Origin of the sequence: Neisseria brasiliensis (genome assembly GCF_009671065.1) — a bacterium.
GTDB lineage: Bacteria > Pseudomonadota > Gammaproteobacteria > Burkholderiales > Neisseriaceae > Neisseria > Neisseria brasiliensis.
This window is the reverse complement of the sequence record NZ_CP046027.1, coordinates 213,129-236,765: the sequence shown is the minus strand read 5'-3', so window position 1 is coordinate 236,765 and position 23,637 is coordinate 213,129. Positions and strand designations below refer to the sequence as shown.

19 protein-coding genes, 6 tRNA genes, 1 pseudogene and 1 riboswitch are annotated in these 23,637 nt (G+C 49.2%); of the genes and pseudogenes, 12 read left to right on the top strand and 14 right to left on the bottom strand.

What is annotated here, in order from left to right:
• Positions 1-46: 46 nt before the first annotated feature.
• Both GJV52_RS01330 and kdsB read left to right on the top strand, forming a co-directional pair.
• Entirely contained in the window at positions 47-229 is a 183-nt protein-coding gene (locus GJV52_RS01330; protein ID WP_095502851.1) for a Trm112 family protein, read from the top strand.
• A complete protein-coding gene (kdsB, locus tag GJV52_RS01325) occupies positions 226-984 on the top strand; it encodes a 3-deoxy-manno-octulosonate cytidylyltransferase (protein ID WP_095502850.1) in 759 nt (252 codons plus the stop codon). The genes GJV52_RS01330 and kdsB overlap by 4 nt, the downstream gene beginning before the upstream one ends.
• A 156-nt stretch (positions 985-1,140) precedes the next feature.
• Here the strand turns inward: kdsB and GJV52_RS01320 are convergent, their stop codons facing one another.
• Positions 1,141-2,283 (bottom strand): RNA-guided endonuclease InsQ/TnpB family protein, encoded by a 1,143-nt coding sequence (locus GJV52_RS01320; RefSeq protein WP_095503172.1) that lies wholly within the window; start codon positions 2,281-2,283, stop codon positions 1,141-1,143.
• A 44-nt stretch (positions 2,284-2,327) separates the two neighbouring features.
• On the opposite strand from GJV52_RS01320, the gene tnpA reads away from it, so the two are divergent.
• From tnpA to GJV52_RS01285, 7 genes and pseudogenes are all read left to right on the top strand, one after another.
• A complete protein-coding gene (tnpA, locus tag GJV52_RS01315) occupies positions 2,328-2,744 on the top strand; it encodes an IS200/IS605 family transposase (protein WP_095503171.1) in 417 nt (138 codons plus the stop codon).
• Between the two features lie 200 nt (positions 2,745-2,944).
• Positions 2,945-3,592 (top strand): adenylate kinase, encoded by a 648-nt coding sequence (gene adk / locus GJV52_RS01310; RefSeq protein ID WP_095502849.1) that lies wholly within the window; start codon positions 2,945-2,947, stop codon positions 3,590-3,592.
• Between the two features lie 147 nt (positions 3,593-3,739).
• Entirely contained in the window at positions 3,740-4,477 is a 738-nt protein-coding gene (gene pyrF / locus GJV52_RS01305) for an orotidine-5'-phosphate decarboxylase (protein ID WP_100564569.1), read from the top strand.
• A 125-nt stretch (positions 4,478-4,602) separates the two neighbouring features.
• Complete coding sequence (rfaE1, locus tag GJV52_RS01300) at positions 4,603-5,565, top strand: D-glycero-beta-D-manno-heptose-7-phosphate kinase (RefSeq protein WP_100564571.1); 963 nt, start codon at positions 4,603-4,605, stop codon at positions 5,563-5,565.
• Positions 5,566-5,633: 68 nt separating this feature from the next.
• Positions 5,634-6,638 carry an ADP-glyceromanno-heptose 6-epimerase gene (gene rfaD, locus GJV52_RS01295; RefSeq protein ID WP_100564573.1) on the top strand — a complete coding sequence of 335 codons (1,005 nt, stop codon included), beginning with the start codon at positions 5,634-5,636 and terminating at the stop codon, positions 6,636-6,638.
• 124 nt (positions 6,639-6,762) lie between these two features.
• Positions 6,763-6,860: riboswitch (TPP riboswitch) on the top strand.
• Positions 6,861-6,958: 98 nt separating this feature from the next.
• Positions 6,959-8,833: a phosphomethylpyrimidine synthase ThiC gene (gene thiC / locus GJV52_RS01290; protein ID WP_095502845.1), complete on the top strand. Its 1,875-nt coding sequence runs from the start codon at positions 6,959-6,961 to the stop codon at positions 8,831-8,833.
• Between the two features lie 368 nt (positions 8,834-9,201).
• A pseudogene (locus GJV52_RS01285) lies at positions 9,202-9,878 on the top strand (IS1595-like element ISNme3 family transposase).
• 131 nt (positions 9,879-10,009) lie between these two features.
• Here the strand turns inward: GJV52_RS01285 and GJV52_RS01280 are convergent.
• The 11 genes from GJV52_RS01280 to ccoG form a co-directional block, all read right to left on the bottom strand.
• Positions 10,010-10,099, bottom strand: a tRNA-Leu gene (locus GJV52_RS01280).
• 30 nt (positions 10,100-10,129) lie between these two features.
• Positions 10,130-10,203, bottom strand: a tRNA-Cys gene (locus GJV52_RS01275).
• A gap of 41 nt (positions 10,204-10,244) precedes the next feature.
• Positions 10,245-10,320, bottom strand: a tRNA-Gly gene (locus GJV52_RS01270).
• A gap of 28 nt (positions 10,321-10,348) precedes the next feature.
• A tRNA-Gly gene (locus GJV52_RS01265) sits at positions 10,349-10,424 on the bottom strand.
• A gap of 28 nt (positions 10,425-10,452) precedes the next feature.
• A tRNA-Gly gene (locus tag GJV52_RS01260) sits at positions 10,453-10,528 on the bottom strand.
• Positions 10,529-10,545: 17 nt separating this feature from the next.
• Positions 10,546-10,621, bottom strand: a tRNA-Gly gene (locus GJV52_RS01255).
• 92 nt (positions 10,622-10,713) lie between these two features.
• Positions 10,714-11,286, bottom strand: coding sequence for a CDP-diacylglycerol--glycerol-3-phosphate 3-phosphatidyltransferase (gene pgsA / locus GJV52_RS01250; RefSeq protein ID WP_095503755.1), 573 nt, complete (start codon positions 11,284-11,286; stop codon positions 10,714-10,716).
• 129 nt (positions 11,287-11,415) lie between these two features.
• On the bottom strand, positions 11,416-11,952 hold the full coding sequence (locus tag GJV52_RS01245; protein WP_095503754.1) for a type IV secretion protein Rhs: 537 nt from the start codon (positions 11,950-11,952) through the stop codon (positions 11,416-11,418).
• Entirely contained in the window at positions 11,945-12,487 is a 543-nt protein-coding gene (locus GJV52_RS01240) for a DUF2062 domain-containing protein (protein ID WP_095503753.1), read from the bottom strand. Before GJV52_RS01240 ends, GJV52_RS01245 begins: the two co-directional genes overlap by 8 nt.
• A 102-nt stretch (positions 12,488-12,589) precedes the next feature.
• Positions 12,590-13,084, bottom strand: coding sequence for a FixH family protein (locus GJV52_RS01235; RefSeq protein ID WP_154143353.1), 495 nt, complete (start codon positions 13,082-13,084; stop codon positions 12,590-12,592).
• Between the two features lie 58 nt (positions 13,085-13,142).
• Positions 13,143-14,678 carry a cytochrome c oxidase accessory protein CcoG gene (gene ccoG / locus GJV52_RS01230; protein WP_095503751.1) on the bottom strand — a complete coding sequence of 512 codons (1,536 nt, stop codon included), beginning with the start codon at positions 14,676-14,678 and terminating at the stop codon, positions 13,143-13,145.
• Positions 14,679-14,881: 203 nt separating this feature from the next.
• Here ccoG and GJV52_RS01225 point away from each other — a divergent pair, with 203 nt between their 5' ends.
• Together GJV52_RS01225 and tkt are read left to right on the top strand one after the other, a co-directional pair.
• Positions 14,882-16,183: an aminotransferase class I/II-fold pyridoxal phosphate-dependent enzyme gene (locus GJV52_RS01225; protein ID WP_100563426.1), complete on the top strand. Its 1,302-nt coding sequence runs from the start codon at positions 14,882-14,884 to the stop codon at positions 16,181-16,183.
• A 146-nt stretch (positions 16,184-16,329) separates the two neighbouring features.
• Entirely contained in the window at positions 16,330-18,309 is a 1,980-nt protein-coding gene (gene tkt / locus GJV52_RS01220; RefSeq protein WP_095503749.1) for a transketolase, read from the top strand.
• A 66-nt stretch (positions 18,310-18,375) separates the two neighbouring features.
• On the opposite strand, the gene mutY is transcribed toward tkt, so the two are convergent.
• Positions 18,376-19,425, bottom strand: a complete 1,050-nt coding sequence (gene mutY / locus GJV52_RS01215; RefSeq protein WP_095503748.1) for an A/G-specific adenine glycosylase — start codon at positions 19,423-19,425, stop codon at positions 18,376-18,378.
• A 184-nt stretch (positions 19,426-19,609) separates the two neighbouring features.
• Between mutY and GJV52_RS01210 the strand changes: the two genes are divergently transcribed.
• Positions 19,610-20,650 (top strand): zinc-dependent alcohol dehydrogenase family protein, encoded by a 1,041-nt coding sequence (locus tag GJV52_RS01210; RefSeq protein ID WP_100563428.1) that lies wholly within the window; start codon positions 19,610-19,612, stop codon positions 20,648-20,650.
• Positions 20,651-20,830: 180 nt separating this feature from the next.
• On the opposite strand, the gene acnB is transcribed toward GJV52_RS01210, so the two are convergent.
• Entirely contained in the window at positions 20,831-23,416 is a 2,586-nt protein-coding gene (acnB, locus tag GJV52_RS01205) for a bifunctional aconitate hydratase 2/2-methylisocitrate dehydratase (RefSeq protein WP_100563430.1), read from the bottom strand.
• Positions 23,417-23,637 lie beyond the last annotated feature (221 nt).

Sequence of the window (23,637 nt, the reverse complement as noted above, 5' to 3'; positions counted from 1 at the left end):
ACCCGTCAGACGACCGCCAACCACTTTCCCAAAGAAAGCCGAAACCATGGAAAAAAAATTCTTAGACATCTTGGTCTGCCCCGTAACCAAAGGCCCGCTCGAATACCATCAAGACAAGCAGGAATTGTGGAGCCGCCAAGCGAAATTGGCTTATCCGATTCGTGACGGCATTCCGTTTATGCTGCAAAACGAAGCGCGTGAATTGACCGAAGAGGAATTGCACGCATGACCGAATTTGTGGTGTTGATTCCGGCGCGTTTGTCGTCTTCACGCTTGCCGGGTAAGGCGTTGGCCGATATTCACGGCAAACCGATGGTGGTGCGCGTGGCCGAGCAGGCCGCCAAAAGTCATGCCGCGCGCGTGGTGGTAGCTACCGATCACGCCGACATTCAAGCGGCTTGCCAAGCGCACGGCGTGGAAGTGGTGATGACGGCCGATACGCATGAGAGCGGCAGCACGCGTTTAGCCGAAGCGGTGAAAAAGCTGAATTTGCCGCAGCATTTGATCGTGGTGAATGTGCAGGGCGACGAGCCGTTAATCGAGCCGGAACTGATCAACCGCACCGCCGAAGTGTTGGTGGAAAACAATGTGCAAATGGCCACTGCCGCGCATGAATTGCACGATTTTGATGAATTTATGAATCCGAACGTGGTCAAAGTGTTGCTGGATAAAAACCGCAATGCCATGTATTTCAGCCGCGCACCGATTCCGTTCCCGCGCGACACCATGCGCGAAAATCTGCATGAATTGCCGCAGGAAACACCGGTCTTGCGCCACATCGGCATTTACGCCTACCGCGCCGGCTTCCTGCAACGCTATGCCGAAATGAGCGTGTCACCGCTGGAAACCATTGAATCGTTGGAACAATTGCGCGTATTGTGGTACGGCTTCCCGATTGCGGTGGAAGTCACCGACCACGCACCGGCCGCCGGTGTGGACACGCAGGAAGATTTAGAACGCGTGTTGCAGGTGTTTCAAGCTTGACGTCCTTCCCTCCCTGAAGGGAGGGAATTCCTACGGCGATTTGTGAACGGCATTGAGCCATTCACAAATCGCTTCGGTGGGTTTCTGCTGCTGACCGCCTTACTGCACGGCTCACTTCACAGACGCTACGGGCACGTCCTGCCCTGAAACTTCATTTTACTTTTGCGCTGCCAAAATCTCTTGACCGCGCTTTAACACATTGATTGCACCCACAATATCCGCATTGTTTTGATAGCCACATTGCACACATTCAAAGTTTGCCTGTGTTTGACGGTTATCTTTGGCAGTATGTCCGCAAGCTGGGCAACAACGACTGGTATTTTGTGGCGGAACAGCCACCAAATGCCCACCGCGCCACAACAGCTTATAGTCCAACTGACGGCGAAACTCAAACCAAGACTGGTCTAAAATCGCACGGTTTAAGCTTGATTTGGCAGCAACGTTTTTTCCATGCTGCACGGCGTTGCCTTTAGCGGATTTGGACATATTCGCCACCTGCAAATCTTCCACATACACAATCGCGTGGTTTTGGCTGATTGCGCTGCTGATTTGGTGCAGGTAGTTTTTACGGATATTGCTGATTTTGTGGTGCAAACGGCTGATTTTTGCTTTCAGTTTCTGCCAGTTTTTGCTGAATTTGGTTTTGTGTTTGAACTGTTTTTGCAGTTTTGCTAGTTTGCCTTTCAACGTTTTGAATGCGTTGATTGGCTCAAAAAACTGACCATTGGACAATGTTGCAAATTTGGCAACACCCATATCAATCCCAGTTTCGCCACCGTTTGGCTGCGCGATTTCCTGCTCGGTTTCGGTTTGCATAGATACAAACCATTTACCGCATTTTTGCGATACGGTTACGTTTTTCAGGCTGCCTGAAACGTGTCGGCTGTTGCGATAGCGCACCCAACCGATTTTGGGCAAATAGATACGATTATTTTGCTGCTCCAATTTACAGCCTTGCGGAAAGCGGAAACTGTCTTTTTCGCCTTTGCGTTTGAATTTGGGGAAATCTGCGCGTTTGGCAAAGAAGTTTTTGAATGCGCTTTCCAAGTCTTTCAAACTTTGCTGCAAAACTTGGCTGTGGCAGTCTTTTAGCCAGTCTAATTCTCGTTTCCATTCAGGCAGCAAATTTGCGATTTTGGTGTAGCTAAATTTGAACGAATTATCTTGTTGATATTGTTCGTTTTGATACGCCAAAGCACGATTGAATACGAAACGCGAACAACCGCAAAATTGTTTCATTTTGCGGATTTGCTCGCCGTTTGGCATCAGTTCAAATTTGAATGTTTTGAGTATTAACATGATTTCATGGATAATGGAATTTTTAGCAATTTTACACTTGGTCTATGGAAAAAGAAACTGATTTAAGACGTGGTCGGCACGTTGTTTTTAATCTTCATGTACATTTGGTATTTGTCGCAAAATATCGCCGAAAAGTGTTCACAAAAGAAATTTTGGACGATATGCGCGGTATTTTTGAGAGCGTCTGCACCGATTTTGAAGCGCAACTGGTGGAATTTGACGGCGAAGATGACCATGTTCATTTACTTGTGAACTATCCGCCCAAAGTGTCTATTTCAAAACTGGTGAACAGCTTGAAAGGTGTATCTAGCCGCATGATTAGACAGAAAAATTATCCAAGCATCAAACAAAAATTATGGGGCGGTGCGTTGTGGTCGCCGTCTTATTTTGCAGGTAGCTGTGGTGGTGCGCCGATTACGATTATTCGGCAGTATATTGAACAGCAGAAAACGCCTGATTAACTGAATATCAACGGTTTTAGGACTGCTACGCAGTCCGCGCCTTATATCTCCGCCGTGAACGGCGAAGTTTTACGGCGCAGCCTGATAAATATGAGCAGGCCGTCTGAAAAAACCGTGCGCTTGCCGCAAGCCTTTTCAGACGGCGTGTAAAGTATTATGATAGTAATGTAAAAATCATGAACACAAACAGAGGACAAACCATGAAAGTATTATTGTTGGGTGCACCGGGTGCAGGTAAAGGCACACAGGCGCAATTCATTACCGCCGCTTTTGGCATTCCGCAAATCTCGACCGGCGACATGTTGCGCGCGGCCATCAAAGCCGGCACACCGCTGGGCTTGGAAGCAAAAAAAATCATCGATGAAGGCGGCTTGGTACGCGACGACATCATCATCGGCATGGTTAAAGAACGCATCGCCCAAGACGATTGCAAAGATGGTTTCCTGTTCGACGGTTTTCCACGCACTTTGGCGCAAGCCGAAGCCATGGTTGAGGCCGGCGTGGATTTAGACGCGGTAGTCGAAATCGATGTACCCGACAGCGTGATTGTTGACCGCATGAGCGGCCGCCGCGTGCATTTGCCATCAGGCCGCACTTACCACGTTTCTTACAATCCGCCGAAAGCTGAAGGCAAAGACGACGTAACCGGCGAAGATTTGATCCAACGTGATGACGACAAAGAAGAAACCGTGAAAAAACGCTTGGACGTGTATCACGAGCAAACCGAAGTGCTGGTGGGTTTCTACAGCAAATTGGAAGGCGAACACGCACCGAAATACATTAAAGTTGACGGCACGCAAGCTGTTGAAGCAGTGAAAGAGCAAGTGTTGACTGCATTGGGTAAATAATTTTGCACCCATGAAAAGATAAAAAGGCCGTCTGAAAAATTTCTTTCAGACGGCCTTTTTGTATGGAAAAACTGTTAAAATCCAGATGAACTGATGATAAAGGCCGCTGCGGATGTTGCCGCGCGGCTTGCTTTGATAGGAATCATAATGAACCCGTTAATCACTGATTTTCACCTGCCGCAAACCCGCACGCCGGTGATTGTGGCTTTGGATTTTGCCAACGAAGCCGATACGCTGAATTTTGTGCGCACGCTCGACCCGAGCTTGTGCCAAATCAAAATCGGCAAAGAATTGTTTACCGCAACCGGCCGCCCGTTGGCGGAAAAACTGATTAACCAAGGCTTTAAATTATTTTTGGATTTGAAATACCACGATATTCCGAATACCGTTGCCCAAGCCTGCCGCGTGGCGGCCGATATGGGCGTGTGGATGGTTGATTTGCACGCTTCGGGTGGCCGCCGCATGATGGAAGCTGCAGCAGAAGCCATTGCCAATCATGCGCAAAAACCTTTGTTGATTGGTGTAACCGTATTGACCAGCATGGAACAAAGCGACATGACGGAAATCGGCTTGGACATCGAGCCGGAGCAGCAAGTATTGCGTTTGGCAAAATTAACCCAAAGCTCGGGCTTGGATGGCGTGGTCTGCTCGCCTTTGGAAGCCACGCCGCTGCGCCGTGAGTTGGGCGAAGATTTTGTGTTGGTCACGCCGGGCATCCGCTTGGATATTGCCGGCAACAACGACGACCAACGCCGCATCATGACCCCAGCTCAAGCCTTAGCCGCCGGTTCGACTTATCTGGTGATGGGGCGTCCGGTCACGCAAGCGGCTGACCCGATTGCCGTGTTGCGCGAAGTAAACCGCGTGGCCAATCCGGCGGAATAATTTAAGACGGCCTTAAGATTGGTTATAAACATAAATCATTAAATTGAAAAAATAACCATATCGGCGTGAACGAAAAACCGATTCACGTCATCAAGCAGCATACTCAAATCAGGAATTGATTCAATATGGTACAAAAATTACAAGCAGCAGATGTACAGCAGCGTTTCGCCCAAGCGCGTGTGTTGGTGGTGGGCGATGTTATGCTCGACCGCTATTGGTTCGGCGACGTATCGCGCATTTCGCCTGAAGCGCCTGTGCCGGTGGCTAAAATCAACCAAATCGACCAACGCGCGGGCGGGGCGGCCAATGTGGCGCGCAATATTGCTTCTTTGGGCGGCAAGGCCGGATTATTGTCGGTTACCGGTCATGATGAAGCCGCCGATTCTCTCGATAAGCTGATGCAGCAAGACGGCGTGGAATCTTACTTAATGCGCGACGAACAAATCGCCACCACGGTGAAATTGCGCGTGGTCGCCCGCAATCAGCAATTGATTCGTCTGGATTTTGAAGAATTGCCGCATCACGAAGTACTGGAGCAAGTTAAAACACGTTATCAAGAAGTGTTGCCCGATTACGATGCGGTGATTTTTTCCGATTACGGCAAAGGTGGCCTGACCCACATCGCCGACATGATTGATTGGGCGAAACAGGCGGGCAAAATCGTGTTGATTGACCCGAAAGGCGACGATTACGAAAAATACGCCGGTGCGACCTTGATTACGCCCAACCGCAGTGAATTGAAAGAAGTGGTCGGCAGCTGGCGCAACGAAGACGAGCTGACAGACAAAGCACAACACCTGCGCCGCCATCTCGATTTAACCGCCATTTTGCTGACCCGCAGCGAAGAGGGCATGACGCTGTTTAACGACGGCGAAGCGGTGTACCAGCCGACGCGTGCGCAGGAAGTGTATGACGTGTCCGGCGCGGGCGATACGGTGATTGCCGGTATGGGCTTGGCAATGGCCGCCGGTTTCACCATGCCCGAATCCATGCATTTGGCCAATACCGCCGCCGGTGTGGTGGTAGCGAAATTGGGTACGGCGGTTTGCTCGTTTGATGAGTTACAAGCCGCATTGGCCGACCAATAAACATTGAATATTCAACGATTCAGACGGCCTTGGTTGAATAGGCCGTCTGAAAAACAAAAGGAATTGTTATGACCATCATCGTAACCGGTGCTGCCGGCTTTATCGGCAGTAACATCGTCAAAGCGCTGAATGCACGCGGCATCACCGACATCGTGGCAGTGGATAACCTGACGCGCGGTGAAAAATTCAAAAATCTGGCCGAATGTGAAATCAGCCATTATCTCGACAAACACGAATTCATCCGCCAAGTGCGCGAACATGCCCTGCCTTACGACGACATTCAAGCCGTATTCCACCAGGGCGCGTGTTCCGATACCATGAATCACGACGGCCTGTATATGATGGACAACAACTATCAATACACGCTGGATTTGCTCGATTGGTGCCAAGATGAGCGCATTCCGTTGCTGTATGCGTCTAGCGCGGCGGTGTACGGTAAGGGCGAGATTTTCCGCGAAGAGCGCGAATTGGAAAAGCCGCTGAATGTGTACGGCTATTCAAAATTCCTGTTCGACCAAGTATTGCGCCGCCGCATGGAAGAAGGCTTGACTGCGCAAGTGGTGGGTTTCCGCTATTTCAATGTTTACGGCCAAATGGAGCAACACAAAGGCCGCATGGCTTCGGTGGCATTCCATCATTTCAACCAATACCGTGAAAACGGCTACGTGAACCTGTTCGGCGCCAACGACGGCTACGGCAATGGCGAGCAAACCCGCGATTTCGTCAGCGTGGAAGACGTGGCCAAAGTAAACCTGTTCTTCTTCGATAATCCTGAATTATCCGGCATTTTCAACTTAGGCACCGGCCGCAGCCAGCAATTTAACGACTTGGCCGCCGCCACTGTCAACGCCTGTCGCTCCGCCGAAGGCAAGCCGGAAATGAGCTTGGAAGAATTGGTCAAAGAAGAACTGATTCGCTACATCCCGTTCCCCGACGCATTAAAAGGCAAATACCAAAGCTTTACCCAAGCCGACATCAGCAAGCTGCGTGCAGCCGGCTATAATGAATCTTTCTTTGATGTCAAAGAAGGTGTGAGCCGCTATGTGCAATGGATGCTGGCGAACTTGGTTTAAGCATTGAATTTAATTCAACAGGCCGTCTGAAAAATTTTCAGACGGCCTGTATCTTTTTGAGAAAGGATGGGAACTCACGCAAATCAGGATTTACAATATTTGCAGTTTATGATTTAATTTTCCTTAACCGAAACAGGGGTGCTGCGCCATGCGCAGCTGAGAATTACCCTTATACCACCCGATCAGGATAATACCTGCGTGGGGAGTTTCAGCGAGTTTATTGTTCAGACGGCCTGATTTTATCCATCAGGCCGTCTGAAAGCCCAAACACCGCTCCTGTTTCGTTTTATTCTGATAAACGAGAAACAGGAGCACTTTTTATGGCACTCAAAACCAACGGCAACGAAGCCGCCCAACTCGACCAGCTTTCCCATGATTTGGGCATTCAGTTTGCCTATCCCAATTCCGACAAAGTCTATCTTTCCGGCAGCCGCGCCGACATCCGCGTGCCTTTGCGGGAAATCCGTCAAGATGATACTGTGAGCGACCGCGGCCGTGAGCCGAATCCGCCGATTCCGGTGTACGATACCAGCGGCGCATACGGCGACCCGACCGCTAAAATCGATTTGAAACAAGGCTTGCCTCATATCCGTAGCGCATGGCTGGACGAACGCGGCGACACGGAAATCTTGAGCGGCTTATCCAGCGAATATGGCTTGGAACGAGCCCATGATCCGCAAACCGCGCATCTGCGTTTCAATCAAATTACCCAGCCGCGCCGCGCCAAAGCCGGTAAAAATGTCACGCAAATGCACTATGCGCGCCAAGGCATCATCACGCCGGAAATGGAGTTTGTTGCTTTGCGCGAGCGCATGAAGATGGACGAATTATTCAGACGGCCTGAGTACGCCAAATTAATCAAGCAACACCCCGGCGAAAGTTTCGGCGCCAATCTGCCAACCCATCCTGACCAAATTACGCCTGAATTTGTGCGTCAAGAGATCGCCGCCGGCCGCGCCATCATTCCGGCCAACATCAACCACCCCGAATTGGAACCAATGATTATCGGCCGCAATTTCCGCGTCAAAATCAATGGCAATTTGGGTAATTCGGCGGTAACGTCCAGCCTGACCGAAGAAGTGGAAAAAATGGTGTGGGCGCTGCGCTGGGGTGCGGATACGATTATGGATTTGTCCACCGGTGCGCATATTCACGAAACGCGCGAATGGATTATCCGCAATGCGCCCGTGCCGATTGGTACTGTGCCGATTTATCAGGCTTTGGAGAAAACCGGCGGCATTGCCGAAGATTTAACTTGGGATTTGTTCCGCGATACCTTGATTGAGCAGGCCGAGCAGGGGGTAGATTATTTCACCATTCATGCCGGTGTACTGCTGCGCTATGTGCCGCTGACTGCCGACCGTCTTACTGGTATTGTGTCGCGCGGCGGCTCGATTATGGCGAAATGGTGCTTGGCGCATCATCAGGAAAACTTCCTTTACACGCATTTTGACGAAATTTGCGAAATCATGAAGGCGTATGACGTGTCGTTCAGCTTAGGCGACGGCTTGCGCCCGGGCTGCGTGGCCGATTCCAACGATGCGGCGCAGTTCGGCGAATTGCACACACTGGGTGAATTGACGGCCAAAGCATGGGAACATGATGTGCAGGTGATGATTGAAGGCCCCGGCCATGTGCCGTTACAACGCGTGAAACAAAACATGACCGAAGAATTGCAGCATTGTTTTGAAGCACCGTTTTACACCTTAGGCCCGTTGGTCACCGACATCGCTCCAGCTTACGACCACATCACCTCCGGCATCGGCGCGGCCAATATCGGCTGGTACGGCACGGCCATGCTGTGTTACGTTACCCCGAAAGAGCATTTGGGCTTGCCGGACAAAGAAGACGTGCGCACCGGCATCATTACTTACAAACTTGCTGCCCATGCCGCCGATTTGGCTAAAGGCTGGCCGGGTGCACAAGTGCGGGATAATGCCTTATCCAAAGCCCGTTTTGAATTCCGCTGGCGCGACCAGTTCCGCCTGAGCCTCGACCCCGAACGTGCTGAAAGCTACCACGATGCCACTTTGCCTGCCGAAGGCGCGAAAATCGCCCATTTCTGCTCAATGTGTGGGCCAAAATTCTGCTCAATGAAAATCACGCAGGAAGTGCGTGATTATGCCGCTGCGCAAAAAGGCATGGCGGAAAAAGCGGTGGAATTTGTACAAAAGGGTGCTAAGATTTATAGCTGATAAATAAAATGCCGTCTGAAAGGAATGTGTTTCAGACGGCATTTTATTGCTGTTTAAGGTAAAAGCTTGAGCGAAGATTATTTAAAGGTAATGTCGGAGCTGATTTTCAATTTGATGGAAAGGCCATCTGAAAAATACCGTCATTTATATAGTGTTTTACAGGCAATATGAGACCTTTGCAAAATCCCCATCTTTGGTACATTTCTTCGTTGTGCGCTGCTCGAAAGCTTGCCTATCTTGATGATATGTCTGCGCTTTCTGTGCTGCTATAACTTTGAACTGTACTCAAATCTAGTGTTTTGCAAAGGTCTCAATATATTTAGGGGCTTAGGAAGCAAAATCATCAAAAAACCTGATAAGCTCCTAATATGAAACTAAAAAATAAGTATCAAAAGTTCAGCAAAATTTCAGAGCAGAAATTTAGAGAAATAATTCGCTGTTTCGCTCTTGATTTGACCGCTTCCGATACCGCTAAAATGACCGGCATTAGTGTACGCAGCATCAATCCTATTTTCCTGAAAATCAGACACAGGATTGCCGCTCTGTGCGAACAAAGCTCACCACTGTCCGGTGTGGTCGAATTAGATGAATCTTACTTTGGTGCGCGACGTATCAGGGGTAAGCGCGGTCGCGGAGCGTCAGGTAGAACCATCGTATTTGGCATACTGAAACGCAATGGCGTGGTCTATACGGAAATCGTTCCGGACGCTTCGAAAGCTTCACTCATCAAGGTTATACGCGGCCACATATCCGCTGACAGCGAAATCAATACTGACGGCTGGAAAGCATATGACGGTCTTGTCGATATGGGCTATGAAAGCATTACCGTGTTCATCACGGTTCTAATGAGTTTGCTCGAGGAAAGCAACATATCAATGGTATTGAATCTTTTTGGAGTTATGCTAAGGGGCGTTTGGCTAAATTTCATGGTATTTCCAAAGAGATGTTTTATCTGCATCTCAAAGAAACGGAGTTTAGGTTTAACCACCGGCATGAAGATTTAGGTAAAATATTAATGAAGATGCTTCGAAATAACCCAATTTAATATTTTTGCTTCCTAAGCCCCATATTTATTACAAAACAGCATCCAGAACAACATAACATAAAAGCCGTCTGATTTTTTCAGACGGCTTTTTTATATTGGTTTCCTGAATAAGCAGGAATAAAAATGAGTGGTGGTGCCCGGAGCCGGAATCGAACCGGCACGACCTGTTTAGGGTCGACGGATTTTAAGTCCGTTGTGTCTACCTATTTCACCACCCGGGCAATAGTTTTATCGGAATAAAACTATTGAAGTGGAGGCGGGAGTCGGAATCGAACCGGCGTAGACGGATTTGCAATCCGCTGCATAACCACTTTGCTATCCCGCCATAATCAAAAAGTTGCTCTATTTCAAACAACTTTGTTATTTTGGAGCGGGAAACGAGTCTCGAACTCGCGACCTCAACCTTGGCAAGGTTGCGCTCTACCAACTGAGCTATTCCCGCATTCGGTGTTACATTTAACGATAAACTTTGGAGCGGGAAACGAGTCTCGAACTCGCGACCTCAACCTTGGCAAGGTTGCGCTCTACCAACTGAGCTATTCCCGCATTCGGTGTTACATTTAACGATAAACTTTGGAGCGGGAAACGAGTCTCGAACTCGCGACCTCAACCTTGGCAAGGTTGCGCTCTACCAACTGAGCTATTCCCGCATTTGATTAAATTTGAATGGAGCGGGAAACGAGTCTCGAACTCGCGACCTCAACCTTGGCAAGGTTGCGCTCTACCAACTGAGCTATTCCCGCTCAAATTTAATCCGATTGTTACGCGCTGTAACAAGGAAGACACTATTATTATGGATTTGCTTCCGATCGTCAAGCTGTTTGTGCCATTTTTTTTAACTTTTTTGCGCCATTTCTTTCCAAGCCATTTTCAGGTAATAGAACATCGACCAAAGTGTAAGCACGGATGCGATAAACATCAACATGTTACCAATCATGATTAAGTCGAGGCCGTGAAAATTAGGCAAGCCGATGAGCAGCAATAAGATGGCGGCCATTTGCGCGGTGGTTTTTAATTTCCCGATGGTGGCAACGGCCACGCTGTTGCGCCGTCCCATTTGTGCCATCCATTCGCGCAGTGCGGAAATGGTGATTTCGCGACCAATGATGATCATGGCGAAGATGACGTAAGTGCGGTCAAGACTAACCAGCAGCAGCAGGGCAACGGCGACCATCAGTTTGTCGGCAACCGGGTCGAGAAACGCGCCGAAGTCGGAGGTTTGCTTCCATAGACGCGCTAAAAAGCCATCAAACCAGTCGGTAATAGCGGCCACGGCAAAAATGATGGCGGCTGTCCAGTTGACGGTTTGCGGGTCTATCCAGTTTTCCGGCAGATAAAAGAGTACGGTAAACACGGGAATGAGCAAAACGCGCATCCAAGTGAGAAGAATGGGAATATTCCAAGGCATTTGGCGACCTTTTCGGTAGGCTGGTGGTTCGCTTGATATCAAGTTGGCTATTATAGCGAATTTCATTGACTACCGATAATTTCTGAGGGTAAAAATTCCGCCACTAGGCGCTGGATTATTCAAATAGGTTTAGATAATCATGAAACGTCGATAACGCGGCAGTAACTGGCGCTGTGAAGGATTATCTAAAAAATCATGTAGGGCCGTCTGAAAAGCAGGCAGGTGGTGGCTATGCGGATTATGTGGTAAATAACGCGCGGCATAATAGTGGGCAAGAAGGTCGGCTTGCTGCTCCATATTTAAGTCGCTGAAGTGTTGGATGCTGTGTGGCGAGGGATACACATAGGCTTTGCGGCGAACATAGCCACCGACGGCCATCAGCAATATACCGGCATACCATGTTTTGAAACCCAGCTGATGCTGCCAAACATGAGTGAGCTCGTGAATCAGCCACATTTGATGGCTGTGGCCGGCCAGAGCAAAATCGGCAGGGCAGTTTTGTCGCGGAAAATAAATGTGGCCGTTGGGCGCAATGGCTACATTGATGTTGGGCAGATAGGGAATGCCGCGATAGATTTTGACGCGCGCATAATCGATGCCGTCTGAAAAAACGCGGCGCGCTATTTCGATTTCGTTTGCTGTCAAACGCCGCCAATGCTTACTCACGCGCTTCCTTTCGTTTGCGCCAATGGTATTGGGTGCGCAGTCGCCAGCCGATCAATACGGCGACATAACCAATCACAGCCAAAATCGAACCCAAAACAGGCACCCCGACCAGCAATGGTTTGCCCGCACCCAGCAGCCAAGTACCGAGTTCGCTGAAAAAATACGTATCCGACCAGCTTGGAAATTCTAGAGAATCGGCAGCTTCCACGCCCAAAATCAACGAACCGATTTTGTAGGCGGCATAATAAAGCGGCATATAGGTGATGGGGTTGGTGTAGAGCGTGCTGAATACAGCTACCGGTAGGTTTGTGCGTAAAAAATAGGCGACAATAAGCGCGCTCAGCATTTGCGTGGGGCCGGGCATTAAACCGCAAAACATACCCACGGCAACCGATACCGCAGCTTGGCGGCGATTGAGTGTCCAGAAATAGGGTTTGTCGAACAAAGGCGCAAAAGGCTTGCTCCAGCGTGATGCGAAAATCTGCTGGCGGTTGGGTAGTTTTTGGCGTAAACCTTTGGGCTTGGGTTGGCTCATGGATGGGCGGTAAAGTGAAACATAAAAGATAATATGGTGGATGGTGGGCGAGTTTTAAAGAGAAGGTCGTCTGAAAACTGTGCTTTCAGACGGCCTTGATTTTTATTGGGCGTTATCCGTGCCGAATAATTTATCCATCGGGGTCAGATTAATGGCATTGCCTTGGCTGGTAATCCATTTGTCTTCCACACGCCAGATACCGGCTTCATCGGCCACACGCACATACCAGTGATTGGTCGCAGGTAAAGGCTTGAACACGGCATCGTATTCCATGCGCTCGGCTGAACTGTTGCTGTCTACTGCTTTAAGCGTAATGGTTTGATCTTCCGCTTTTTTGGCAGGGTGCAACAATTGTAGTTGAACCGTCTGCTTGGTGTCGAAATCGCCGCTGACAAACACTTTGGCTTTATCCATATCTGGGCTGATTAATACCTGCGCCTGAATGTGGCGTTTGACTGCTTCTTCATCGCGCTGTAATTCGATTTCGATGTGTTTGCCGTCTTTGTAGTAATCGTCAGATACCAAGTCTGTCATGTTTTGCTTGGCCACAAAAAACATGGATACGCTGGCGATGACCACAAAAATCGGACCGACCATCAAAAACCACGGCCAGAAGTTTTTATACCAAGGTTGTACATTTTTTTTCTGCGACACATTATTCTCCGATAAAGGTTGCTTCTTCTTCAATCACCACTTTATCCGAATCGGCTTTACCTGATTCTTGGTAAACGAAGATAAATTCAATAGGGTGGCTGCCTTTGTCGGCATATTCCGGAATGGTGGATACTTGTACCGGAATGGTAATGGTTTCGCGGGCAGGCAGTTTCAAGCCTTCTTCCGGTAGGCCGGTTAATGCGATTTCTTCAAAGCCTTTTACGCTGGCGGTTAAGACTTGGTCGTATTCGCTGTTGTTGATGATGCGCAGATTATACGCATTTTCCAGCCAGCCTTGGTTGTTTTCACGAACCATTACGCCGCGGTCTTTTAAGATATCCACTTCGACCATTTTACGGGTGGAAAGACCAGTAATAAAGGCAATAATCACAACAGCCAATATGGCACCATAACCGGCCACGCGTGGGCGTTTCAAGCGTTTCTTGATGTCGGATTCAGGATATTCATGCTCTAGTGCGCCCTCGGTGGTGTAGCGGATCAGGCCGCGCGGATAGCTCATTTTATCCATGATTTCATCACAGGCATCAATACAGGCGGCGCAGCCGATACATTGGTATTGCAGGCCGTCGCGGATGTCGATGCCGACCGGACACACTTGCACGCACATATTACAGTTAATACAGTCACCCAATGGGGTTTCTTCGCGGGAAACGCTTTTCTTACGCGCGCCACGCGGTTCGCCACGTTCGTAATCATAAGAAATAATCAGCGTGTCTTTGTCAAACATGGCACTTTGGAAACGTGCGTAAGGACACATGTGTAAACACACTTTTTCGCGCATGATGTGCGCCATGAAGAAGGTCATGAAGCCGTAGAAGGCCGCGGCAAACATGGCACCGCCACCAGCTGAACCATTAAACAATGCCGGTACAAATTCGCGAATCGGGTTAAACCAACCGGCAAAGGTAATACCCGTCCATGCGCAGAATAGGAAAATCAGCAGGTATTTAGTGGCTTTGATGCGGATTTTGGTGAAATTCCACGGCAATTTCTCGAGCTTTAAACGTTTGTTGCGGTCACCCTCGACTAAATGGTCTATCCACAGCATGATTTCGGTGTAAACCGTTTGCGGGCAAGAATAACCGCACCACAAGCGGCCGGCGATGGTTGTCCACCAGAACAGACCGAAGGCGCAAATCATCAGCAATAATGCCAGGTAAATCAAGTCACCCATACCCAACGATAAACCAAAGATATAGAAATGGCGGTCGGGAATGTTGAACAATACCGCTTGGCGGTCTGACCAATTAAACCAAGGCACAATATAGAACACAAATTGCGTCGCCAATACCGCGGCAATACGCAACTTGGCAAAGCGGCCTTCGGCTTTTTTCGGGTGAATGCGTTCGCCCACCGGATGAATTTGAATCGCAGCCGATTTCAGTTTGGCAGGTTTTGGCGGTGTTAATTTTTCCGCTTTAGCTTGCGCTTGACCGTCTTTTTCCGGCTCGGCTTGCGGCTCGCTGGCATGATGTTCGGGTTCGGCGGCCGGTGTTGGTTTTTCTTCGGCAGACATAGCTTGTTCCTTAATATCAATATATTTTTAATCGTGGTAGTGGGTGTGGCAATTCCATTTCAGACGGCCTAGGCCATCTGAAAATGTTTTGCAGCGGGAACTTTATAATCATAACATTTTCTGCCGTTCCTGCCGACCAAACCACTTGCTAATTTGTAGAAATTCATCTAATATTTTTTGAACTAATGCAAAAAAAGCTTTGTATGACTCAATTAAAACCTAAAGGCAATACCGCTGTCAATATTGCCCAATCTATCGAGCAGCTTATCCGCCGTAAAGTGTGGCCTGAAGGCTACCGTTTGCCGACGGTGCGCAGTTTGGCTGATGAATTGGGTGTCAATCCCAATACGGTATCCGCCGCTTACAAACAATTGCGCGATGCCGGTATTATCGATACCGACGGCCGCCGTGGCAGCTTTGTGCCGCATAAAACCGAAATTCTGCACAGCGAAACTGCCATTCCGCAAGGCTTGGTCGATTTGGCTTCGGGCAATGTCGATCGCCGTTTGTTGCCACCTTTGGCATCGGATTTGTTGGAACATTACAGTTTGAATGCGGATGTGGGCAATTATGGCGACCACCCTGAATTGATGAAATTTCTCAAAAATTGGTTGGCCGAACATATTGGCATTGAGAGTGAAGTGATGCTGCTTTCGAGCAGCTTGGATATTATGGAGCGCATTCTGATGCAGCGCTGCATCAGCGGCAGTAAAGTCTTGATTGAAGATCCATGCTGGCCGCCGCTGCCGGCTTTGTTGGCAACTTTGCGCTTAGAGGCCGTGCCTTTGCAGATGGATGATGAGGGTGCGGTGATACCCGAGCAATTGAACGATGATTTTTCCGTGGTGACTCTCACGCCGCGCGCGCACAGCCCGACCGGTATTAATTACAGCCGCGCGCGTTGGCAGCAATGGCAGGCATTTTTAAATCAGCGTGATGCCTTGCTGATTGTCGATGACCACTGGGCGGCTTTGAGCCAGCAGCCTTTTTACGGTATGCAAGGTTTTGAAGGCGAGTGGATGTACACCACGTCTACCAGTAAATTTCTTGGTACTGATGCGCGCATAGCGATTGCAGCGGGTAACAGCAATATCCTGCATGCCATGAAAAAACGTTTTGCTTTGGGCCCGCGCTGGATCAGCAAAATTCTGCAGCATTTGACTTGGCAATTGTGGCAGCAGCTGGAAGGCGAGGCCATGCATGAGATTTCGGAAAACTACCGTATCCGCCGCCAAACCTTGTTTGCATGCTTAAATCAACACGGCATTTTCCCCTTAGGCAAAAATGGCGAAGGTTTCCATATTTGGCTGCCGGTCGCCAATGAAGCGCAGGTGATTCAGTTTTTAGCGGCGAAAGGTTGGGCGGTGCAAAGCTGCGCGGCATTTCACTTTGCCAAACGTGGCTCGGTGCGCATTACCTTTAGTAATCTGGATTTGGCTGATTGCGCACGTTTGGCTGACGATATTGCTGAAACACTGAATGCAGGCCGTAAAACCATTTACTAAGCTTAATAGGCCGTCTGAAAATTTTCTGCATAGTTTTCAGATGGCCTTTTGCTTTGTCGCAATACTGTGCTTGAAAGCCTTGCAAAATCAAGCGATAATTCAAACCGTTTCCCCATATTCACATCTTTAAAAGAAAGAAGGTACTGATGTCACAACTGGCAAACGCAATCCGCTTCCTTTCCGCAGACGCGGTACAAAAAGCCAACTCCGGCCACCCGGGTGCGCCGATGGGCATGGCTGAAATGGCCGAAGTTTTGTGGACGCAATATCTCAACCACAATCCTGCCAATCCAAAATTCTACAACCGTGACCGCTTTGTGTTGTCGAACGGCCACGCGTCGATGATTTTATACAGCCTGTTGCATCTGACCGGTTACGACGTTTCTATTGAAGATTTGAAAAATTTCCGCCAATTGCACAGCAAAACACCGGGTCACCCGGAATACGGCTACACCGACGGCGTGGAAACCACCACCGGCCCGTTGGGTCAAGGTATTGCCAACGCAGTCGGCATGGCTCTGGCGGAAAAAATCTTGGCCGCTGAGTTCAACAAAGACGGCTTGGACATCGTCGATCACTACACCTATGTGTTCTTGGGTGACGGCTGCTTGATGGAAGGCGTGTCACACGAAGCCTGCTCGCTGGCCGGTACTTTGGGCTTGGGCAAGTTGATTGTTTTGTATGATGACAACAACATTTCCATCGACGGTAAAGTTGACGGCTGGTTTACCGAAGACATTCCACAACGCTTTGAAAGCTACGGCTGGCATGTGGTGCCGAATGTTAACGGCCACGATACCGCTGCGATTCAGACGGCCATTGATGCCGCTCGCGCCGAAACCGGCAAACCTTCTATCATCTGCTGCAAAACCTTAATCGGTAAAGGCGCAGCCACTAAAGAAGGCAGCCACAAAACCCACGGCGCACCATTGGGCGCAGACGAAATCGAAGCCACGCGCAAACACTTGGGCTGGACGCACGCCGCGTTTGAAGTGCCGCAAGAAGTGTATGAAGGTTGGGATGCCAAAGAAAAAGGTGCGCAACTGGAAAACGAATGGAACAAATTGTTTGCCGAATACCAAAGCCGCTTCCCTGAAGAAGCCGCTGAATTCGTGCGCCGCATGGACAAAGAATTGCCGAAAGACTTCGACGCTTATGTTCAGACGGCCTTGAAAGAAGTGTGCGACAAAGCCGAAACCATCGCCACCCGCAAAGCCAGCCAAAACAGCATCGAAACCTTGGCCAAAGTATTGCCGGAATTTGTCGGCGGCTCAGCAGACTTAACGCCTTCTAACTTGACCGACTGGTCAAACAGCAAAGCCGTGACCGCTCAAAACGGCGGCAACTATGTGCATTACGGCGTGCGCGAATTCGGCATGGGCGCCATCATGAACGGCTTGGCGCTGCACGGCGGTGTGAAACCGTTTGGCGCGACTTTCCTGATGTTCAGCGAATACCAACGCAACGCCTTGCGCATGGCAGCCCTGATGAAAATCAACCCGATTTTCGTGTTTACCCACGATTCTATCGGCTTGGGTGAAGACGGCCCGACCCACCAACCGGTTGAGCAAACCGCTACCTTGCGTCTGATTCCGAACATGGACGTATGGCGCCCTTGCGACACCGCCGAATCGCTCGTGGCATGGGCAGAAGCAGTGAAAGCAGCCGACCACCCAAGTAGCCTGATTTTCAGCCGTCAAAACCTGAAATTTCTGCAACGCAGCGATGAGCAGTTGGAGAATATCCAACGCGGCGGCTATGTGATCAGCGAAGCCCAAGGCGAAGCCAAAGCCGTGATCATTGCCACCGGTTCGGAAGTCGAATTGGCTTTGAACGCGCAAGCGGCTTTGGCTGAAGAAGGCATCGCTGTGCGCGTGGTGTCTATGCCGTCAACCAACGCATTCGACCGCCAAGATGCCGCTTACCAAGCCAGCGTATTACCGGCTAATCTGCCGCGCGTTGCCGTAGAAGCAGGCGTGACCGATGGTTGGTACAAGTATGTCGGCTTAAATGGCAAAGTAGTCGGCCTCGACCGCTTCGGCGAATCGGCTCCGGCAGAATTGCTGTTTAAAGAATTCGGCTTTACTACTGAGAATGTGGTTGCAACCGTGAAATCTGTTTTGTAAGTCAATAGCTTGAATAAAGGCCGTCTGAACTTCAGACGGCCTTTTTATTGCATTAAACCAGCAATATTAAAACAGGCTCTTTTGTGCTTGATTGAGATAGTTTAATAAAGGTTTGGGGAGTCCGTAATCAGCCAAATCTTCTTGTGCGACCCAGAGGCCGTCTGAAACGTTTTCAGACGGCCTTTCGTCTGTGGTAAACGGGGTAATCATCAAGAGGCGATGAGTCAGGTGGTGGGTGAATGTGGCTTCTTCATTAAGGCCGTCTGAATCCAGATTAAGGACTTGGGCGTATTGTTGTAAATCGGCCAAATTTTCAAAACACGGCACGCAATATAGGCCGCCCCAGATGCCTTTGGCCGGGCGTTTGTGTAGCAGAATTTGCTTGGCTTGGTTGCGCACAATCAGCCAATACAGCGGCAGGGTATGCACTTCAACCGCTGTTTTTTTGCGCGGCAGTTCGGCAATACGGTTTTGCTTTTTGGCTTCGCAAATGTCGTTCATCGGGCATTCGTGGCACAGCGGTTTGGTGCGTTTGCACACAGTTGCGCCCAAATCCATCAAGCCTTGGATATAAGCAGGTATATCTCCGCTTTCAGACGGCAACAGGCTTTCGGCAAGCTGCCAGAGCTGCTTTTCGAATTTTTTGTCTTGTGGATTGCCGTCAAGCGCATACACGCGGCACAGCACACGTTTGACGTTGCCGTCTAAGATGGTTTCGCGTTGGTTGAAGGCGAAAGCGGAAATGGCGGCGGCAGTGCTGCGGCCGACCCCGCATAGGGTTTCCAATTCAAGGCGTGTTTGCGGAAATTCACCGCTGAATTGTGCCACTACCTGCTTGGCCGCTTTGCGTAAATTACGCGCGCGGCTGTAATAGCCCAAACCTGCCCAAAGCGATAAAACCTCATCTTCGGCAGCATTGGCTAAGCTTTCGACATCGGGAAAGCGGTTTAAAAAGCGCGGATAATAATCTAATACGGTAGCAACTTGCGTTTGCTGGAGCATGATTTCCGACAGCCAAACAGCATAAGGATCTTTGACTTGCCAAGGCAGATGATGGCGGCCATGTTGGCGTTGCCATTGAATAAGGCGATTGGAAAAAGTAGCGGATTGGGACATGGCTTCAGACTGAATCAGGAGAGTTTGCGTTGTATCAAAAATAGTTTAAAAACAATGTGTTATATTATAACATGTAACAAAACTGAAATTGACTTTCATTAGTAGTAGGGCTATAAATAGGGTATGCCGTCATTCGAAGTTTCATCTTTTTTTCGTTTCATCAAACAATAAAAGGAGTTGTACTATGAAAGCTATGGTGTATCACGGAGCGAACGATATCCGTTTTGAAGAAAAACCGCGCCCTGAGATTATCGACCCGACCGATGCAGTGGTAAAAATCGTGAAAACCACGATTTGCGGTACCGACTTGGGGATTTGGAAAGGTAAAAACCCAGAAGTAGCCGATGGTCGTATTCTCGGTCATGAAGGTGTAGGCATTGTAGAGGAAGTGGGCTCGGCTGTAAAAAATATCAAAGCGGGCGACAAGGTCATCATCTCTTGCGTGAGCAAATGCTGTACTTGCGACAACTGTAAAAAACAACTTTATTCACACTGCCGCAACGGTGGTTGGATTTTGGGCTACATGATTGACGGCACACAAGCCGAATATGTGCGTACGCCTTATGCAGACAACAGCTTGATTCCATTGCCTGATTCGGTAAATGATGAAGTGGCTTTGTTGTTGAGCGATGCGCTGCCGACCGCGCATGAAATCGGTGTGCAATATGGTGATGTAAAACCGGGCGATACCGTGTTTATCGCGGGTGCCGGCCCTGTGGGTATGTCTGCTTTGCTGACCGCACAGCTGTATAGCCCTGCTGCATTGATTGTGTGCGATATGGACGAAAACCGCCTGAAAATGGCGAAAGAGCTGGGCGCAACCCATGTGATCAACCCAAGCTCAGGCAATGTGGAAAAACAAGTATTCGATATTGTCGGCGAAGACGGTGTAGCTTGCGCGATTGAAGCAGTGGGTATTCCGGCTACTTGGGAAATGTGCCAAGAAATCGTGAAACCGGGTGGACACATTGCGGTAGTGGGTGTGCACGGTCAGTCAGTTGATTTCAAACTGGAAAAACTGTGGATCAAAAACCTTGCCATTACCACCGGCTTGGTGAACAGCAATACCACTGAAATGCTGTTGAAAGCGATCTCGACCAGCTCGGTAGATTATACCAAGATGATTACCCACCGCTTCAAATTCAGCGAATTGGAAGAGGCGTATGATGTATTCAAACATGCTTCTGAAAATCAAGCGATGAAAGTGGTGTTGACTGCAGATTAATCATTAAGATGTAACTTGCATTTTTATGATGTAAAAAAGCCGTCTGAAACATATGGTTTCAGACGGCTTTAAATTTTATGCGTTAAGCCATCATGACTGATTGATTAATCACAATCAAACTAAAAGGCCGTCTGAAAGCAAATACTTTCAGACGGCCTTTGATGGTTTAGCCTACGCTAATTATACATTCACTTTTTCGGCAACTTCGTTGTAGCTGGCGATTTCGTTGAAGTTCATGTAGCGGTAGATTTGATCACCGTTTTCATCGATGATACCGATGTTGGCTTGGTATTCTTCGATGGTTGGGATTTTGCCCAGTTTCGAACAAATTGCGGCCAATTCTGCCGAACCCAAGAACACGTTGGTGTTTTTACCCAAGCGGTTCGGGAAGTTACGGGTGGAAGTAGACATCACAGTCGCGCCTTCGCGTACTTGTGCTTGGTTACCCATACACAATGAGCAGCCCGGCATTTCCATACGCGCACCTGCGCGGCCTAATACGCCGTAGTGACCTTCGTCGGACAATTGTTTCGCGTCCATCTTAGTCGGCGGTGCAATCCACAAACGAACCGGAGTATCGGTTTTGCCTTCCAGCAATTTAGAAGCGGCACGGAAGTGACCGATGTTGGTCATACAAGAACCGATAAACACTTCGTCAATCACGGTGCCTGATTTTTCAGACATGAAGCATACATCGTCTGGGTCATTAGGGCAGGCAATGATTGGCTCTTTGATGTCGTCCATGTTGATTTCGATAACCGCTGCGTATTCGGCATCGGCATCGCCTTCCAACAATTGTGGATCAGCCAACCAAGCTTCCATGGCTTTAATGCGGCGTTCCAAAGTGCGGGCATCTTCATAACCATCGGCGATCATGTTTTTCATCAACACGATGTTAGACGTCATGTATTCGATGATTGGCTCTTTGTTCAGTTTCACGGTACAGCCGGCTGCTGAACGCTCAGCAGAAGCATCAGACAATTCAAACGCTTGCTCAACTTTCAGATCAGGTAAACCTTCAATTTCCAAGATGCGGCCAGAGAAGATGTTTTTCTTACCGGCTTTGGCAACAGTCAGCAAACCGTCTTTGATGGCATACAATGGAATCGCGTTCACCAAGTCACGCAAGGTTACGCCCGGTTGCAGTTTACCGCTGAAGCGTACCAATACAGACTCAGGCATATCCAAAGGCATCACGCCAGTTGCCGCAGCAAAGGCTACCAAGCCAGAACCGGCAGGGAATGAAATACCGATTGGGAAGCGGGTGTGTGAGTCGCCGCCGGTGCCGACTGTATCAGGCAACAGCAAACGGTTCAGCCATGAGTGGATCACGCCGTCACCCGGACGCAGAGAGACACCGCCGCGAGTAGAGATGAACTCAGGCAATTCTTTGTGGGTGCGTACGTCAACCGGTTTCGGATAAGCTGCGGTATGACAGAACGACTGCATCACCATATCGGCAGAGAAGCCCAAGCAAGCCAAGTCTTTCAGCTCGTCGCGGGTCATCGGGCCGGTAGTGTCTTGAGAGCCGACAGTGGTCATGCGTGGTTCGCAGTAAGTACCCGGGCGAACGCCTTGTCCTTCAGGCAAGCCACATGCGCGCCCCACCATTTTTTGTGCCAATGAGAAACCGGCTTTGCTGTCAGCAGGAGCTTGTGGCAAGCGGAATTTATCAGAAGCAGGCAAGCCCAAAGCTTCGCGTGCTTTGGCAGTCAAACCACGGCCGATAATCAGGTTAATACGGCCACCGGCTTGCACTTCGTCCAGCAATACTTGAGATTTCAGCGCAAATTCGGCAACGGTTTCGCCGTTTTTCACGATTTTGCCTTCGTATGGCAAGATGTCGACAACATCACCCATTTGCAGGGCAGAAACATCTACTTCGATTGGCAATGCACCAGAGTCTTCTTGAGTGTTAAAGAAGATCGGCGCAATTTTACCGCCCAAGCATACGCCGCCGAAGCGTTTGTTTGGTACGAAAGGAATGTCTTCACCAGTGTGCCAAATCACAGAGTTGGTTGCTGATTTACGTGAAGAACCGGTACCCACTACATCGCCAACGTAGGCAACAGGATTACCTTTGGCTTTCAATTCTTCCAATAATTTGATTGGACCCACTTCGCCCGGTTTGTCAGGATTGATACCGTCGCGTGGGTTTTTCAGCATAGCCAAGGCATGCAGAGGGATGTCAGGACGGCTCCATGCATCAGGTGCTGGAGACAAGTCGTCGGTGTTGGTTTCGCCGTCAACCTTGAATACGGTAACGGTGATTTTTTCTGGAACAGCTTCGCGAGAAGTAAACCATTCGGCCTCAGCCCATGATTGCAACACTTCTTTAGCGTGCGCATTGCCTTTTTCGGCTTTTTCTTGAACGTCGTGGAATGAATCGAACATCAACAAGGTGTGTTTCAAACCTTTGGCTGCGATAGGCGCCAATTGGTCATTGTCGAGCAATTCGATTAACGGATGAATATTGTAACCGCCGAGCATGGTACCGAGCAATTCGGTCGCGTATTCGGCAGAAATCAGCGAGCTGGAAGCACTTCCTTCGGCAACGGCAGCCAAGAAAGAGGCTTTCACTTTGGCGGCATCATCCACGCCCGGTGGAACGCGGTTAACCAACAGGTCAACCAAGAATTCACCTTCGCCTTCTGGCGGGTTTTTCAACAGCTCGATCAAATCGGCAGTTTGCTGCGCATCAAGCGGGAGGGCAGGAATACCAAGGGCAGCGCGCTCAGCAGCGGCTTTGCGATAGGCTTCTAACATCTCTTTGTTCCTTTATGGTGTTTTTCTTCTGAGGGATTGCAAAAATTTGCGTTAAAGATTGTGAACAATCCTTCTTCATTATCATAGACTAATTTTAAGGAATTGAAAATACTCTTGTTGTAAGATGTAATAAAGATTTTTTATCATATTAAAGAATTAGGCCGTCTGAAAAATATCTGTGTGTAAAGTAAGACTTTAAACAACAGATTTTTTCAGACGGC